Origin of the sequence: Paenibacillus sp. FSL R5-0486, assembly GCF_037975155.1 — a bacterium.
GTDB classification, from domain to species: Bacteria; Bacillota; Bacilli; order Paenibacillales; family Paenibacillaceae; genus Paenibacillus; species Paenibacillus amylolyticus.
In genome coordinates, this window is record NZ_CP150237.1 from 2,572,426 (window position 1) to 2,589,208 (window position 16,783).

The window sequence follows — 16,783 nt, forward strand, 5'->3', positions numbered from 1 at the left end:
CGATGAGCGGATTTGAGGAGAAAAGAAAACGGTTTGAGTTGTTGATGAAACAGGCAGAGCTTCCGGCTGGTCTGTTAGAGCCCTATTTTTTGGATGGATGGATTGAACAAGTAGAGACCAATCGAAGTAATCGGGATTGGAATATTCTGATTGCAAAGGATACGTTGGTACCCGCTCCAATCTATCGCACATTTTGCCTGCATATCCAAGAGAAAATGAATCATATCGCCAAAATTTCATTTGGCTTCAAATACACGGACCAAGTACAAAATGGTGATATCGTCAGTGAATATTGGAATCTCTTTCTGGAGTGGGTTACCCGTGAGATTCCATCTGTAAATGGTTGGATGAACCGGACAACCTTTGAATGTGAAGAGGATCTCCTACAACTGACAATGAGTGATGCAACGTCGATGGAATTGGCTCGTAAGAAACAGATTGATCAGGCTATTACGAAATTCTATGAAAAATACTTTCATCTACCTCTTCGCATCAAGATGCAAGTGGGTGAAGTGGGAAGCAATAAAGAGGCCATGGAACAGTTCCAAGCCCAAAAACGTGTAGAAGAACTTGAGGTCATCGAGAAGATGATGAGTGAAGTGGACACAGAAATCCCGGTGGATGAGGAGCAGGGTGATCTGCGATTACAAATGGGTTATGACATCAAGGAACCTGCAGTACCCATGCAGGAAATCCAGGATGAAGAGAAAAAGGTCACGCTTCAAGGTTCGGTGTTTGGACTGGATCGTAAAGAACTGCGAAACGGAAATACGTTGTTTACCTTCTACCTGACCGACTTCACGGACTCCATGCAAATGAAGATGTTTGCCAAAACAAAAGAGGACGTTAAAATTCTTAGTTTGCTGGCTAACGGTAAATGGGTGAAAGTGCGTGGTCGTGTAGAGTATGACCGGTTTATGCAAATTCCTGAACTGGCCATGATTCCATCGGACCTGATTGAAGTTAAAGCACCCCCGTCTCGTAAAGATAATGCACCAGAGAAGCGGGTGGAGTTCCATTTGCACTCTACGATGAGTACGATGGATGCTGTAACTTCAATCGACAAATACGTGAAAATGGCAGCAGAGTGGGGACATAAGGCGATTGCAGTCACTGATCATGGTGGGGTGCAGGTATATCCCGAGGCTTCCAAGGCTGCTAAGAAAAACGGGATTAAAATGATCTACGGCCTCGAGGCCAATGTCGTTAATGACTCTGTTGCCGTTGTAATGGCTCCTCAGCCATTGGATCTCCAAACAGCAACATACATCGTATTTGATATCGAGACCACAGGTTTGTCGGTAACACAGAACAAAATCATTGAGATTGCAGCAGTGAAGATGCAAGATGGTAAAGAAATCGACCGGTTTGCAACGTTTGTGAATCCGCATGAACGCATTCCCTACAACATTCAGCAGTTGACCAATATTAATGATGACATGGTAAAAGACGCACCTGAGCTGGAGCCTGTCATTCGTGAGTTTGTGCAGTTTGCTGGTGATGGTGTGCTTGTTGCGCATAATGCACGTTTTGATATGGGCTTTATCCAGGCTTCCCTGAAGCAAATTGGAATGCCAGAGCTTCCTAACCCTGTCCTTGACACGTTGGAACTGGCGCGATTGTTATTTCCAAAAAATAAGAACCACCGTCTGAATACGATGGCAGATAAATATAAGGTTGGACTTGAAAGTCATCACCGTGCCATTGATGATACGATTGCACTCGCGGGTATACTGATCGGATTATTAAATGATGCTGCTCAGATGAAAGGTTTAACGAGGCTTGATCGCTTGAACGATTATGTAGGTGTCGACTTGTCGAATACAAGACCTTTCCATTGTGGAATCTATGCATTGAATGATGTCGGTAAGAAAAATCTATACAAGCTGGTATCTCTCTCTCATACGGAACATTTCAAGCGGGTACCGTGCATTCCCAAATCGAAACTGATTAATTTGCGTGAAGGCCTTGTTATTATATCGGGCTGTGAAAAAGGGGAGTTTTTCGAAGCGGTGCTTAACAAATCGCTCGAAGAAGCGGAAGAGATCGCTGAGTTTTATGACATACTGGAGATTCAACCACTTACCATGTATATGCATTTGGTGGATAAAGGGTTGGTGGCTACACCCGAAGAAATCAAAACAGCGATCCGTAAAGTCATTGATATAGGCGCAAAATTTAATAAACCAGTTATAGCCACAGGTAACGTGCACTATTTGGAACCGCGTGACAAGTTATATAGGGATATCACCATTCACGGAATTACAGGTTTTAGTCCACTCAAAGATCAACGTAAACCGGATGCACATTTCAGAACGACAGAGGAAATGCTGGAAGAGTTCCAGTTCCTGGGCCAAGATAAAGCTTACGAAGTCGTTGTTACAAATACGGTGGAGTTATCTGACCGATTTGAGGAAATTAAGTTATTCCCGGACAAACTGTTTACTCCAATTCTGGAAGGTGCGGACGAAGAAATCCGTAATACCTGCTATGACACTGCCAAGTCTATCTATGGCGAGGAATTACCAGAAGTAATCGTGGCACGACTAGAGAAAGAGCTCATTCCAATTATTAAATATGGTTTTTCTGCCAACTATCTGATCTCGGAACGCTTGGTTAAAAAATCGAATCAGGATGGTTATCTCGTAGGTTCGCGGGGATCGGTAGGCTCCTCTGTTGTTGCTACATTTTTGGGTATATCCGAGGTTAATCCACTACCTGCTCATTATATTTGTGTGAATTCAGAATGCAAACACAGCGAGTGGTTCCTGGACGGCAGTGTTCGGAGTGGATTTGACCTTCCAGAGAAAGAGTGTCCGGATTGTGGTGGCACACTTAAAGGAGAAGGCCAGGATATTCCGTTTGAGACCTTCCTTGGATTTAAGGGAGATAAAGTTCCCGATATTGACTTGAACTTCTCTGGTGATTATCAGCCACATGCTCATAACTATACGAAAGTACTATTTAGTGAGAAGAGTGTTTTCCGTGCGGGGACCATCGGTACGGTGGCTGAGAAAACAGCATTTGGTTTTGCCAAGAAGTACGAGGAACATCATCAGAAGAAATGGCGTGGAGCTGAATTGAATCGTTTGGCCTCTGGCTGTACTGGGGTGAAACGGAGTACTGGACAGCACCCCGGCGGTATTGTCGTGGTACCTGATTATATCGAAGTCGAAGACGTTACACCTGTTCAGTTTCCGGCTGACGACGTTAATGCGGAGTGGAAAACCACACACTTTGATTATCATGCTTTTGAAGAAAACTTGCTGAAACTTGATATTCTGGGGCACGATGATCCAACTATGATGCGGATGTTACAGGATTTGACAGGGGTCGATCCAACGACCATTCCGATGAATGATCCCAAAGTCATGAGCATGTTTAACTCAACCGACGCTCTGGGTGTTACACCGGAACAGATTAGGTCGCCAGTCGCGACGTTTGGCGTGCCAGAGATGGGAACGAAGTTTGTACGTCAGATGCTTGTTGAATCCCAGCCGACGTCTTTTGCCGATTTACTGCAGATTTCCGGATTGTCCCATGGTACAGGGGTATGGCTTGGAAACGCTCAGGATCTGATTAAGAACGGAACGTGTAACATTAAGACGGTAATTGGTTGTCGGGATGATATCATGTTATTCCTGATCTATAAAACGGGAATGGACGCAAGTCTGGCATTTAAGATTACCGAGAGTGTTCGTAAGGGACGGGGCCTACCACAGGAATGGATTGACGAGATGAAGAATTGTAAAGTGCCTCAATGGTACATTGATTCGTGTCTCAAAATCCAGTACATGTTCCCGAAGGCTCACGCGGCCGCTTATGTTATTTCGGCAGTACGTACGGCGTTCTTCAAGCTGTATCATCCGATTGAATATTACGCAACTTACTTTACCGTTCGGGCTGATGAGATTGATATCGAACTGATGTGTCAGGGATATGACGCGATCTATCGCAAAATTACGGAAATTGAGCAATTAGGTTTCCAGGCACCTCCAAAAGAGAAAAACATGTTACCTGTTCTGGAAATGGGTCTGGAAATGGCAGCACGCGGATTCTCGCTGAAATCCATTGACTTATACCGTTCGGAAGCGACAAAGTTCATCGTTGACGGAAAAACACTAATCCCTCCATTTTCAGCTTTGGCAGGAATCGGGGATAATGCTGCTCGCAATATCGCTGCGGCAAGAGATCATGGTGAATTCCTGTCGGTGGAAGACTTCCAGCAGAAGTCGAAAGCAAGTAAGACCATTGTTGAACTCCTGTCGAATATGGGATGTTTCCGTGGCTTGCCAGAGAGCAATCAGCTTTCCCTTTTCTAGGATTGAATTTGGATCTAACCATAGCGATTGTTGGGGAACGTAATTTTTCCTTCATTAGTAAGTAAATTGCCTGAAGCATCGCTTACTTGTCACTATTACCAGACTATGTTATAATTTTTGAAGTGAACGAGATAGTACGAATTTCTAAAGAGTGGGGAAACCCACTCTTTAGTCTTTGGTATACAAGAATCTTGGGTATTGAATAATCTGCCAGTGCTTTTTTGCTGGTGTAACCTAAGTTGGAGGTTATTGGTTTTGAGCACAACGAACATTAAATCTACCGTGGAAGAAATGATCCAACCCTACTTGAACGAACAAGGCTTCGAGCTGGTTGACATCGAATACGTCAAAGAAGGCAGCAACTGGTTTTTACGGGTGTATGTCGACAAAGAGGGTGGCATCGACATCGACGATTGTGTCTTGATCAGCGAAAAGCTGAGCGCCAAGCTGGATGAGAACGATCCGATTCCAACCATCTATTTCCTTGAAGTGTCTTCTCCCGGTGCGGAGCGTCCACTGAAAAAACCTGAGGACGTTACCAAAGCTGTAGGCAAAAATGTTTTTGTTACAACCTACGAGCCGGTGAACGGATTGAAGGAATTTGAAGGCAAGCTGCTTTCCTTTGATGACGAGGAACTCGTGATCGAAGCAGGCAAAAAACAGCATGCCATTTCTTATGATAAGGTTGCCAGTGCGCGCCTAGCTATTTTGTTTTAAGTGCCTTGTTCACTTTATTAATGAAAAAGACACATCTCACGATAACGGCAAGGTGCTCATTAGTCCAGAGCCTTTCGCCGTTTTACGTATGAGATGCCATGTTTGAAAGGGGGATCAACATTCATGAGTACGGATTTTATTGAAGCAATGAATGAATTGGAACGGGAAAAAGGGATCAGCAAGGATGTGCTGTTTGAAGCGATCGAGGCTGCACTAATTTCCAGCTACAAGCGGAATTTCAACACGGCCCAGAATGTGCGTGTTGACATGAACCGTAATACGGGAGTTATTCGGGTGTATGCCCGTAAATTGATCGTGGAAGAAGTCCTGGATTCACGTACCGAAATTTCATTGCCTGCTGCACGAGAAATCAACCCACACTTCCAGCTGGAAGATATTGCGGAGATTGAAGTTACGCCGCGTGATTTCGGACGTATCGCGGCACAAACTGCCAAACAGGTAGTGACCCAGCGGATTCGTGAAGCCGAACGCGGCCTGATCTACAACGCTTTCGTAGATAAGGAAGAAGATATCGTTACGGGAGTGGTGCAGCGTCAGGATTTGCGCAATATCTACATCGATCTGGGCAAAATCGAAGCGGCTTTACCGCTTACCGAATTGATGCCGAACGAGAAGTTTGTTCATGGTGACCGTATTAAGGCGTATATCACCAAGGTCGAGAATACGACGAAAGGGCCGCAAATCATTTTGTCCCGTACCCATCCGGGCCTCTTGAAACGTCTCTTTGAACTGGAAGTGCCTGAGATCTTTGACGGTGTAGTTGAAATTCGCTCCGTCGCTCGCGAAGCAGGGTTCCGCTCCAAGATTGCCGTTCACTCCCGCAACGAGGAAGTTGATCCAGTTGGATCTTGTGTAGGTCCTAGGGGGATGCGCGTGCAGACCATTGTGGGTGAGCTGCGCGGTGAAAAAATCGACATCGTTCGTTTCTCCGATCAGGTAGACGAATATGTTGCTAATGCACTGAGTCCTTCCAAAGTATTGGAAGTTCATGTATTTGAGGAAGAAAAGATGGCTCGGGTTATCGTTCCGGACTATCAACTGTCGCTCGCAATTGGTATCAAAGGCCAAAATGCCAGATTGGCAGCCAAATTAACCGGCTGGAAAATCGACATTAAGAGCGAGAGCCAGGCGGAACAGGAATTCGGCAGAGAAAAAGATTCTTCTTCTGAAATGCATCAGGATTCCGTCTCCGTCGACTAAAGTAAAGTACGGGGGGCGCTGACGTATGAAACCAAAAAAAGTGCCGCTGCGCAAATGTGTGGCATGCCAAGAAATGATGCCCAAAAAGCAGCTGATTCGCATTGTTAAAACGCCAGAGGATGAAGTGCTGATCGATTTGACTGGCAAAAAATCCGGACGTGGTGCCTATTTATGCGGCAAAGAGTCCTGTTTTAAGCTCGCACTCAAAAACCGGGCTTTGGATCGGGCGTTAAAAGGCAAAGTCTCACCTGAAATTTACGAGCAATTAGCAGCTGACTTCATCGCGGTTGAGGATGAATTCATAGCAGCACAGGAGCGTGAACATGACTAATATTAAAACGCTGTCTTATTTGGGACTCTCTATGCGTGCAGGTAAACTTGTAACAGGTGAAGAAATTGTACTTAAAGCGATCCGTTCTTCCGAAGCTAAAATGGTTATTGTTGCGGGTGACGCCTCAGCCAATACACAAAAGAAATTTCGCGATAAATGCGGAACTTATAAGGTTCCTCTGTTGATCGGATTTGACCGGGATAGTCTGGGTTCAAGTATCGGTAAAGACACGCGTGTTGTTCTTGCAGTAACGGATCGAGGGTTTGCAAAAATGATCTCCAAGCAAGTCGGTATAATGTCGGAGGTGGAGTATATTGAGTAAACAGGAAAACAAGGATAAATTGCGGGTTTATGAATATGCGAAATCCCTTAATATGAGTAGTAAAGAAATTATAACCATTCTTAAAAAACTGGAAATTCCCGTAAACAATCATATGAGTGTCATGGAGAATGGTTCAGTCGGTAAGGTGGAACAATTTTTTAAAGATATAAAATCCACTGCGGCTTCCAAACAAGGCAACGATGCAAAACCTGTTGCTACTTCGGCGGTGCGCAGTGACAAACCAGTGGACAGCAACAAACCGGCCGGCGGAGTGAACACGCCGATTAGCAACAACCCATCCGGTAGTCCCGTACAAACAAAAATACAACAGGAAAAGCAGGTAGGTATGAACAATAGACCAAATTCCAACAATAACAATGGCACTCAAAGACCCAGCGGCCAAGACAGTCGCAACAGAACGAACTCTTCCCAAGGCTCAAGCCAAGGGGGACAATCAAGTAACCGTCCAAAACCAGCTCAAAGTGGACAAAGCAGTACTGCATCCCGTCCGCAAGGTACGGGACAACGTCCGAATAACAGCGGTGGCGGTCAAGTAAGAACTTCAGGCCCTAACAGCGGTGGTAATACAGGTACTGCTGGCAACCGTAGCGGTGGTCAAGGTCAGAGCCAAGGACAAGGCCAACGTAGAAGCGGCCCAGGTGGTACTACTGGTAGCAACAACAATAGTGGTAACCGTTCGAACAGCGGTGGCGGTGGACGTCGTTATGATGACAACCGTGGCGGCAACTTCCGTGGTAACCGTGGTGGCAAGAACAACCGCAACAGAAATCAACAACAGTACCAACAACGTGAGAAAATTGATAACACACCTAAGAAAATCATCGTTCGTGGTGATATGACCGTTGGTGAAACAGCGAAGTTGCTCCATAAGGATGCTTCTGAAGTTATCAAAAAGCTCATCGCTATGGGTGTTATGGCAACAATCAACCAAGAGCTTGATATCGAAACGATCCTTCTGCTTTCAGGTGAATTCGGTGTTGAGGTTGAAGTGAAGATTGTGCTTGAAGATGACCGTTTCGAAACACTGGAAGAGAATGATGATGCTGCTGACTTGCAGGCTCGTCCACCAGTAGTTACGATCATGGGTCACGTTGACCATGGTAAAACTACTTTGCTGGATGCGATTCGTTCCACGAATGTATCCGATGGCGAAGCCGGCGGAATCACGCAACATATCGGTGCATATCAAGTTGAAATTAACAACAAAAAGATCACGTTCCTGGATACTCCGGGTCACGAAGCGTTTACAGCGATGCGTGCACGTGGCGCACAAGTTACGGATATGACGATTATTGTCGTAGCTGCGGATGACGGTGTTATGCCACAGACCATTGAGGCGATTAACCATGCCAAAGCTGCCGGGCTACCAATCATCGTGGCTGTCAACAAAATTGACAAGCCGGGCGCTGATCCAGACAAAGTGAAACAAGAACTAACCAGCTATGAACTCGTTCCTGAAGAGTGGGGCGGAGATACCATCTTTGTTAACGTGTCAGCGAAACAAAGAATGGGTCTGGAAGGTCTGCTTGAAATGATTCTGCTCGTTGCAGAAGTGAACGAATACAAAGCGAACCCGGACAAACGTGCCCGTGGTACAGTGATTGAAGCCGAGCTGGATAAAGGACGTGGCCCAGTTGCACGTATCCTCGTACAGCACGGTACATTGAAAGTCGGCGATGCTTTCGTTGCAGGTAACTGCTTCGGTCGTGTTCGTGCGATGGTCAATGACAAAGGTCGCAAATTGAAAGAAGCTGGACCTTCAACACCTGTAGAAATCACAGGTCTGACTGAAGTTCCAGGTGCGGGAGATCCATTCATGGTGTTTGAAGATGAGCGCAAAGCGCGTTCCATCGCTGACAAACGTTCGATCACGCAACGTGAATCCGATCTGGGTACGCATACTCGTGTGACGTTGGATGATCTGTTCCAGCACATCAAAGATGGTGAGATCAAAGATCTGAACGTAATCATCAAAGGTGATGTACAAGGTTCGGTTGAAGCATTGAAAGGTTCCCTTGCGAAGATCGAAGTTGAAGGTGTACGCGTGAAAATCATTCATAGCGGCGCTGGTGCAATCACAGAATCCGACATCATTTTAGCTGCAGCATCCAATGCTATCGTGATCGGTTTCAACGTTCGTCCTGATAACCAGGCGAAATCAACTGCAGATCAAGAGCAAGTAGACATTCGTCTGCATCGTGTGATCTACAGTGTTATTGAAGAAATTGAACAAGCGATGAAAGGTATGCTTGATCCGATCTACAAAGAAAAAGTTATCGGTCATGCTGAAGTTCGGAGCACGTTCTCCATCAGTAAAGTGGGTACCATCGCTGGTTGTATGGTTACCTCGGGTAAAATTACGCGTTCTGCGGAAGCACGCCTGATTCGTGATGGCATTGTCCTTTACGAAGGTAAGCTGGATTCCCTGAAACGTTATAAAGATGATGCCAAAGAAGTAGCACAAGGTTACGAGTGCGGTATCACACTTGATAAATATAATGATCTCAAAGAAGGCGACGTTATCGAAGCTTTCATTATGGAGACAGTACAACGATAAGCAAGGAAGCATGAGGTGAACAACAATGGCTAAGATTCGTACAGGTAGAGTGGGCGAGCAGATCAAGAAAGAAATAAGTCTGCTCATCCAGTCTGAACTGAAAGATCCACGTATCGGCTTTATTACGGTAACGGGAGTCGAAGTGACAGGAGATTTGTCGCAAGCCAAAGTTTATCTGAGTGTCTTCGGTGAACAGGAACAAAAAGATAACACGCTGAAAGCTCTGGCAAAAGCAAATGGATTTTTGCGTTCGGAGCTGGGCAAACGTATCCGGTTCCGGCATGTTCCCGAGTTGATATTTAAGATTGACGAATCCATCGCTTATGGCAGCCGAATTGAGAAGCTGCTTGGCGATATTGGTTCCGACAAGAACGAATCCCAGTAACAGAATAGAGGAGACGGCAATGCACACTTATGAACAGGCGCTCCAGGCCGGAAAGCAATTTCTGCTGGAGCATGATGATTACCTGGTCGTGTCGCATGTACAGCCGGACGGTGACGCAGTCAGCTCGACGGTAACGGTGGGCTGGCTGCTGTCATGTCTGGGTAAGACATTCACGATGATTAATGAAGGTGAAATCCCCGGGCGCATGCAATTTTTGTGGGAAGCAGGCAACATTGTGAACATGACCGAACAACCACCGCAGCGAAAATATAAAGCTGTTATCTGTGTGGATTGTGCAGACTTTGCCAGAGTAGGTTTGACACGTCATTATTTCGAAGATGATGCTGTTATCTTGAATATTGATCATCACCCTACAAATGACGGTTATGGTACAGTCAACATCATTAAGTCAGATGCTGCTGCTACGGCTGAAATCTTGTTCGATTTTCTTAACCTGTTCCAAGTAACATGGGATCAAGATGTTGCGACGGCAGTTTATACAGGATTGCTTACCGATACAGGTGGATTCCGCTATGCCAACACCAGCCCAAATGTTATGACAACGGCCTCCAGACTGCTTGAACATGGCGTGGATGGACCCTATCTCGCCCAGACCTTGTTGGAACAGGTGACTCTTCCGCAAGTTCGGATTTTGAATCAGGCACTATCAAGCCTGCAGATGACAGATGATGGAAAGATAGCCTGGGTTGTTATTACACCAGATGATATGGTGGCTTGTGGAGCAGCTAATGAAGATCTTGAAGGGGTAGTGAACTATCCGCGCAACATTCAGGGCGTGGAAGTTGGTATCTTTTTCAAAGTCATCAACGAGAATGCAGTCAAGGTTTCTTTGCGTTCAGCTGGTAAGATTGATGTTGCTGCACTAGCACAGACCTTTGGCGGAGGCGGGCATGTGCTCGCAGCCGGATGTCGTCTGGAAGGCAGACTTGATGATATTGTCGCAAAAGTACTGAAGCAGGTGAATTCACAATGGTAAAGCCATTTGAAGGTGTACTTCCGGTATATAAACCGGCGGGATTTACTTCTCATGATGTTGTAGCCAAAATGCGTCGCATTCTCAAAATGAAACGCATTGGGCATACGGGCACACTTGACCCACAAGTTACAGGCGTTCTGCCGCTCTGTCTTGGACGGGCGACACGTGTGGTGGAGTATATGCAGGAGCTTCCGAAGGAGTATCTGGCTACGCTCAGATTGGGACTGTCTACTGATACAGAGGATATGACAGGGGAAGTTATTGAGCGGGCTGAAACGACTGTGGAAGTAACACAGGAACAGGTTCAACAGGTGCTTGAGCAGTTCCTGGGCACGATCTCTCAGGTACCACCCATGTATTCTGCGGTAAAGGTAGACGGCAAACGTCTTTATGAACTTGCTCGTGAAGGTAAGACGGTAGAGCGTAAGAGCCGTGAGGTCACAATCTATGAGCTCGAACTTACAGGGATTGAGACTCAGGGTGAGACCACCGATATATCCTTCCGGGCCTTATGTTCAAAAGGTACTTATATTCGGACATTGTGTGTAGACATTGGCCGGCAACTTGGATATCCATCAACCATGGTTCAACTGGAGCGTACGATATCGGCAGGTATCTCTGCAGATCGTTGTCTTCGAATTGAAGAAGTGGAACAACTTATGGCTGACGGGACTTTGGCGGAGGCGTTGATTCCTGTTGACGAGGCTATTGCTTCAATTCCGGCCCATAAGGTTGGAGAAGAACTGACCAAAGGAGCACTGCAAGGTCAGAAACTGTCTGCGCGTCTTCTGGAACCGCCTGTGGAGCAACCTGGTCTATTGCGGTTGTATGCTCAGGATGGTACGTTTCTGGGGATATTTGAGCGGGATGAACTAAAACCAACGGTGAGGGCAGTTAAAGTCTTTTTGCCGGAATAAAGAGGTTTCGGGCTTGGAGTTGTGGTGATGCTCTAGCTTGGCCTATCTAGTGAAATGCAGGTGAATGATTGTGAAAACCGTAATGCTAACCTATCCGCAGACGTTACATTCGACTGAGCTGAGCACACTGCCCCAAGTGCTTGCGATTGGTCAATTCGACGGACTGCATCTCGGACATGCAAGTGTCATTTTATCAGCTGTCCGCATTGCGCGGGAAACGGGCATGCAGGCAGCGGTCATGACCTTTCATCCACATCCGAAGGAAGTTATGCGCAAAGGGGATTACGAGGGTTATTTAACTCCCTTTAGAGATAAAGAAGAGATCTTGGCAGGAATGGGCGTTGATGTACTCTATGTGGTGGAGTTCAATGAAGATTTCTCACGGTTGACGCCGCAACAATTCGTACACGACTTGTTGATTCCTCTTCAGACACGAACAGCGGTGGTGGGTTTTGACTTCCGTTTTGGTCACAAGGGTGCAGGGGATGAACAACTTCTTCGTACTTTGGGAGAAGGAGAGATGACGGTGGAAACCGTTCCTCCTTTCTTGTTGAATGGTGAAAAAGTGAGCAGTTCTCTCATTCGTGGCCTGTTGAAGCGTGGGGAGATGGATGAGGCCAGTCAGTGGCTTGGCCGACCTTACAGCATCAGAGGAACCGTCATTCACGGGGAGAAGCGTGGACGAACGATTGGATTTCCTACAGCCAACCTTGAACTCACGGATCATTACGTTACCCCGTCGAAGGGTGTTTACGCTGTTCGTGTGCAGTATGGCGAACAGGAACTGCATGGCGTAATGAATCTCGGTGTGAAACCTACGTTTCACGAAAGTGGGATGAAACCTACGTTTGAAGTGCACCTGCTTGATTTTGATGGACACTTGTATGACCAGGAACTAAAGGTTGAGCTCGTTCACTATATTCGTGCAGAACGAAAGTTTGACTCCATTGAGGCATTGATTAGCCAGATTCGTGAAGATGCATTAACTGCCGGCCGCCTGTTATCTTAAAGGTTCAGGATTAAATGCATGTTTACATTTACTTTAACTAGGCAATTATGATATACTGTACTACGTTGTCGATTGAGGCAACATTAACCTTGGCTTGGTTGCTTGCTCTCACCGGCGGTGACGAGGCTAATGGCGATTATATTGAAGGAGGTGAACAGGATGGCATTGACTCAAGAACGTAAACAACAACTGATCGACGAGCACAAAACTCACGAGTCCGATACAGGATCTCCAGAGGTGCAAGTTGCTATCCTTACGGAAAACATCACAAGTTTGACAAACCACTTGCGTACGCATAAGAAAGACCACCACTCACGTCGTGGACTTTTGAAAATGGTAGGTCAACGTCGTAAGCTTTTGGCTTATGTGAAAAACAAAGATGTTAAACGTTACAGCGCACTGATCGAAAAACTCGGATTGCGTCGTTAATTATCGTACATGTTTTCAAAATCAACCTGGCTGTTATCCGTCATTCTTTTGTCTAAAAGGACAAGCGGAACTTACAGCCGGGTTGTTTTGTAGATGAACATGTTGCCATATATTTGTAGATGGGGCTCCGTGAGGAGCTTTTGTTGTGCAGGTTAGCATGTTGAAAGTTCTATACATAGCTAATGAATGCAGGACAAGCAGGAAATACTGTGAATATGCAGAATCCATTGAATTAGGAACGAATAAAAGGAGGGGTTTCATGGAACAGCGTGTTGAAATGCAGCTTGGTGGAAGAAAACTTACGCTTGAGACCGGGCGTTTGGCCAAGCAGGCTAATGCTGCCGTTAAGGTAACATACGGGGATACCGTGGTATTGTGTACCGTGACAGCATCAAGTGAGCCGAAAGATCTGGACTTTTTCCCATTAACGGTGAACTATGAAGAAAGATTGTACGCCGTAGGTAAAATCCCGGGAGGATTTATTAAACGTGAAGGCAGACCGAGTGAGAAAGCCATTCTTTCAAGCCGTCTGACAGACCGTCCAATTCGTCCTTTGTTCCCGGAAGGCTTCCGGAATGATGTACAAGTTTTGAATATCGTTATGAGTGTGGATCAGGATTGCGAACCGCAAATCGCTGCAATGATTGGTACATCGGCAGCATTGAGCATTTCGGATGTTCCATTCAGCGGACCGATTGGTGGCGTGAAAGTGGGACGTATTGATGGCGAGTTCATCATTAACCCAACGATTGCACAGCTTGAAGTCAGTGATATTGAACTGGTCGTTGCAGGAACCAAAGATGCCATCATGATGGTTGAGGCCGAAGCAAACGAAGTGCCGGAAGAAGTGATGCTCGAAGCAATCATGTTTGGACATGATGAGATCCAAAATATTATTGCTGTAATCGAACAACTTGTGCAAGTTGCTGGAAAAGAAAAAATGGCTGTTAAGTTGCGTACCGTTAATACTGAAGTTAACAGCAGCGTGCGTGAATTCGCCAGCGCTCGTCTGGTCGAAGCGGTTAAAATCGCCGAGAAACATGCTCGTCAAGATGCAATCGATGTAGTGAATGACGAAACCGTTGCTCACTTTGAAGAGAAATATATTGAAAGTCCGGAATTGTTCAAAGACGTGAAGGAAGTTCTGCACGATATCGTCAAAGAAGAAGTGCGTCGTCTGATCACGCATGATAAAGTTCGTCCAGATGGACGTGGACTTGCTGAAATTCGCCCAATTGAATGTGATACATCTCTGTTGCCACGTGCACATGGTACAGGACTGTTTACGCGCGGTCAAACGCAAGCACTTAGCGTTTGTACACTGGGTGCACTGGGTGATGTTCAGATTTTGGACGGAATCAGTCTTGAAGAAACGAAACGATTCATGCATCACTATAACTTCCCACCATTCAGCGTAGGTGAAGCTCGTCCATTACGTGCTCCAGGCCGTCGCGAAATCGGACATGGTGCTCTGGGTGAGCGCGCGCTTTCCAAAGTAATTCCTTCCGAAACGGATTTCCCATACACGATTCGTTTGGTATCTGAAGTTCTGGAATCCAACGGTTCATCATCTCAGGCAAGTATCTGTGCCAGCACTTTAGCTATGATGGATGCAGGTGTACCAATCAAAGCTCCAGTTGCGGGTGTAGCTATGGGTCTGATCAAAGATGGAGATCATGTATCCATTCTGAGTGATATTCAAGGTATGGAGGATCACCTCGGTGACATGGACTTTAAAGTAGCTGGAACACCTGAAGGTGTAACTGCAATCCAAATGGACATCAAAATTGCTGGTATTAATCGTCAAATTTTGTCTGATGCATTGGCGCAAGCCAAAGAAGGCCGTATGCACATTTTGGGCAAAATGAACGAAATTTTGAAAACTCCACGTGAGCAGTTATCACAATATGCGCCTAAAATTACAACGATGCATATCAATCCGGACAAAATCCGTGATGTTATCGGTGCAGGTGGTAAAATCATCAATAAAATCATCGAAGAAACCGGTGTTAAAATTGATATTGAACAGGATGGACGTGTCTTTATCGCTTCTTCCAACCAGGAGATGAATGATAAAGCCAAAGCGATCATCGAAGGTATTGTGCGCGAAGTATTGGTCGGCGAGATTTATGTCGGCAAAGTAAAACGCGTAGAAAAATTCGGTGCATTTGTTGAAGTACTTCCGAACAAAGAAGGTCTGGTACACATCTCGCAACTGTCAACTGAACGTGTTGCCAAAGTGGAAGATGTTGTAGCTATCGGTGATTCCATTACGGTAAAAGTAACGGAAATTGACCCACAAGGTCGAATCAACTTGTCCCGTAAAGCAGTTTTGACTGCTGAAGCTCCGGCTCAATCCTAGTATACCGAAGCGACAAGTTATAAATGGATAGATTGAATGAAGAGACAGAATGTGAATTTCTGGCTCTTTTTTTAACGTTTAAATACGTAAAGCAAGGATGAAATCATGGCTTAGCATTCATATTTTTGCCCTTGTCCTCATATGATGGGGACAAAGACGGCGGGAGGATGGAGCTGTGGGAAACCAATCCAAAAAGCTGGCGGCTGTTCTAGCGGGTGTGACTGCGGTCATATTGATCGGACAAGTTGGCAGTGTACGTACATACATTACGGAGATCCGTGATGGGCCAGGTACGCAAAATGCTTTTGACATGTTTAAGGAGGCAACTGGAGAAGATGCGCTGTTGTCTGCGATTCGGGATAAAGCGGCTGAAACGAAAATTGCTCCGGTAAATGCCAGAGTGGATCGGGTATGGAAAGCGATTCCTGGTTATAATGGCATGGAGATTGATGTGGAAGCGACATACCGTAAGGCGCTGAGTGGAACGTTGAATACCAAAATAGCTTATGTCTACCGTCAGATTGAGCCGGAGATCCAGCTTAAGGATTTGGGTGCACATCCGATCTATCGGGGGAATGCAAACAAACCGATGGTTTCTTTTATGATTAATGTGGCCTGGGGGAACGAATACATCAAACCGATGCTGGATACGCTCGATGCCGAGAAAGTGAAAGCTACTTTTTTTCTGGATGGAAGTTGGTTAAGCAAAAATGTTGAACTGGCCAAAGAAATTCAGAAGCGTGGGCATGAGATGTCCAACCATGCATATTCTCACCCTAATATGAGTCGATTGAGCGCAGAACGGGCCAAGCTGGAAATTAGCAAAACCCAGGATCTGCTCCATAAAACATTGGGCGTAGAGAATCGTTGGTTTGCTCCGCCTTCCGGTGATTTTAATCAGAAGACCGTTGACATTGCTTCATCCATGGGACTGCACACCGTGTTATGGACAGTAGATACTGTGGATTGGCGTAAGCCAAGCCCGGATGCCGTTGTTGCCAAAATTGCAAAAAATACCGAGGCTGGAACGTTAATTTTAATGCACCCTACAGCTGCTTCTTCGGGAGCTTTAAAGGGCATGATTCAATCCATACGGGCCAAAGGTTTGGTGCTCGGAACAGTAAGTGAGACGCTGTCTTCGGAACGTGTAAATACGTCTGCGGTTGAGTGAACGTTGTTTTTTTGTTAATATC

The 16,783-nt window shown here is 45.9% G+C and carries 13 protein-coding genes; all 13 read left to right on the forward strand.

Annotated features, from left to right (window positions below):
* Positions 1-2 precede the first annotated feature (2 nt).
* The 13 genes from MKY01_RS11625 to MKY01_RS11685 all read left to right on the forward strand — a co-directional run bounded on the left by MKY01_RS11625 (position 3) and on the right by MKY01_RS11685 (position 16,761).
* A complete protein-coding gene (locus tag MKY01_RS11625; RefSeq protein ID WP_339286437.1) occupies positions 3-4,322 on the forward strand; it encodes a PolC-type DNA polymerase III in 4,320 nt (1,439 codons plus the stop codon).
* A 255-nt stretch (positions 4,323-4,577) separates the two neighbouring features.
* Positions 4,578-5,039, forward strand: coding sequence for a ribosome maturation factor RimP (gene rimP / locus MKY01_RS11630; protein ID WP_047842499.1), 462 nt, complete (start codon positions 4,578-4,580; stop codon positions 5,037-5,039).
* 123 nt (positions 5,040-5,162) lie between these two features.
* Positions 5,163-6,260 (forward strand): transcription termination factor NusA, encoded by a 1,098-nt coding sequence (gene nusA / locus MKY01_RS11635; RefSeq protein ID WP_036609309.1) that lies wholly within the window; start codon positions 5,163-5,165, stop codon positions 6,258-6,260.
* Between the two features lie 25 nt (positions 6,261-6,285).
* Complete coding sequence (locus MKY01_RS11640) at positions 6,286-6,591, forward strand: YlxR family protein (RefSeq protein ID WP_036609307.1); 306 nt, start codon at positions 6,286-6,288, stop codon at positions 6,589-6,591.
* On the forward strand, positions 6,584-6,913 hold the full coding sequence (locus MKY01_RS11645; RefSeq protein ID WP_017689142.1) for a ribosomal L7Ae/L30e/S12e/Gadd45 family protein: 330 nt from the start codon (positions 6,584-6,586) through the stop codon (positions 6,911-6,913). The genes MKY01_RS11640 and MKY01_RS11645 overlap by 8 nt, the downstream gene beginning before the upstream one ends.
* Positions 6,906-9,491 carry a translation initiation factor IF-2 gene (gene infB, locus MKY01_RS11650; RefSeq protein ID WP_339286438.1) on the forward strand — a complete coding sequence of 862 codons (2,586 nt, stop codon included), beginning with the start codon at positions 6,906-6,908 and terminating at the stop codon, positions 9,489-9,491. The genes MKY01_RS11645 and infB overlap by 8 nt, the downstream gene beginning before the upstream one ends.
* Before the next feature lie 25 nt (positions 9,492-9,516).
* Positions 9,517-9,876 (forward strand): 30S ribosome-binding factor RbfA, encoded by a 360-nt coding sequence (rbfA, locus tag MKY01_RS11655; protein WP_017689140.1) that lies wholly within the window; start codon positions 9,517-9,519, stop codon positions 9,874-9,876.
* Between the two features lie 19 nt (positions 9,877-9,895).
* Positions 9,896-10,873 carry a bifunctional oligoribonuclease/PAP phosphatase NrnA gene (locus MKY01_RS11660; protein ID WP_339286439.1) on the forward strand — a complete coding sequence of 326 codons (978 nt, stop codon included), beginning with the start codon at positions 9,896-9,898 and terminating at the stop codon, positions 10,871-10,873.
* Positions 10,867-11,790 carry a tRNA pseudouridine(55) synthase TruB gene (gene truB, locus MKY01_RS11665; protein ID WP_076249803.1) on the forward strand — a complete coding sequence of 308 codons (924 nt, stop codon included), beginning with the start codon at positions 10,867-10,869 and terminating at the stop codon, positions 11,788-11,790. Before MKY01_RS11660 ends, truB begins: the two co-directional genes overlap by 7 nt.
* A gap of 82 nt (positions 11,791-11,872) precedes the next feature.
* Entirely contained in the window at positions 11,873-12,799 is a 927-nt protein-coding gene (locus tag MKY01_RS11670; protein WP_339287143.1) for a bifunctional riboflavin kinase/FAD synthetase, read from the forward strand.
* 159 nt (positions 12,800-12,958) lie between these two features.
* Positions 12,959-13,228 (forward strand): 30S ribosomal protein S15, encoded by a 270-nt coding sequence (rpsO, locus tag MKY01_RS11675; protein WP_036609297.1) that lies wholly within the window; start codon positions 12,959-12,961, stop codon positions 13,226-13,228.
* A 259-nt stretch (positions 13,229-13,487) separates the two neighbouring features.
* Positions 13,488-15,590, forward strand: a complete 2,103-nt coding sequence (pnp, locus tag MKY01_RS11680; RefSeq protein WP_101313440.1) for a polyribonucleotide nucleotidyltransferase — start codon at positions 13,488-13,490, stop codon at positions 15,588-15,590.
* 175 nt (positions 15,591-15,765) lie between these two features.
* A complete protein-coding gene (locus MKY01_RS11685) occupies positions 15,766-16,761 on the forward strand; it encodes a polysaccharide deacetylase family protein (RefSeq protein ID WP_127543747.1) in 996 nt (331 codons plus the stop codon).
* The last annotated feature ends 22 nt before the right edge of the window (positions 16,762-16,783 follow it).

Excerpts from the sequence above, each read along its gene's own strand:
- MKY01_RS11625 (WP_339286437.1), top strand. The coding sequence starts at position 3 with ATGAGCGGATTTGAGGAGAAAAGAAAACGGTTTGAGTTGTTGATGAAA.
- nusA (WP_036609309.1), top strand. The coding sequence starts at position 5,163 with ATGAGTACGGATTTTATTGAAGCAATGAATGAATTGGAACGGGAAAAA.
- MKY01_RS11640 (WP_036609307.1), top strand. The coding sequence starts at position 6,286 with ATGAAACCAAAAAAAGTGCCGCTGCGCAAATGTGTGGCATGCCAAGAA.
- MKY01_RS11645 (WP_017689142.1), top strand. The coding sequence starts at position 6,584 with ATGACTAATATTAAAACGCTGTCTTATTTGGGACTCTCTATGCGTGCA.
- rbfA (WP_017689140.1), top strand. The coding sequence starts at position 9,517 with ATGGCTAAGATTCGTACAGGTAGAGTGGGCGAGCAGATCAAGAAAGAA.
- MKY01_RS11660 (WP_339286439.1), top strand. The coding sequence starts at position 9,896 with ATGCACACTTATGAACAGGCGCTCCAGGCCGGAAAGCAATTTCTGCTG.
- truB (WP_076249803.1), top strand. The coding sequence starts at position 10,867 with ATGGTAAAGCCATTTGAAGGTGTACTTCCGGTATATAAACCGGCGGGA.
- MKY01_RS11670 (WP_339287143.1), top strand. The coding sequence starts at position 11,873 with ATGCTAACCTATCCGCAGACGTTACATTCGACTGAGCTGAGCACACTG.
- rpsO (WP_036609297.1), top strand. The coding sequence starts at position 12,959 with ATGGCATTGACTCAAGAACGTAAACAACAACTGATCGACGAGCACAAA.
- pnp (WP_101313440.1), top strand. The coding sequence starts at position 13,488 with ATGGAACAGCGTGTTGAAATGCAGCTTGGTGGAAGAAAACTTACGCTT.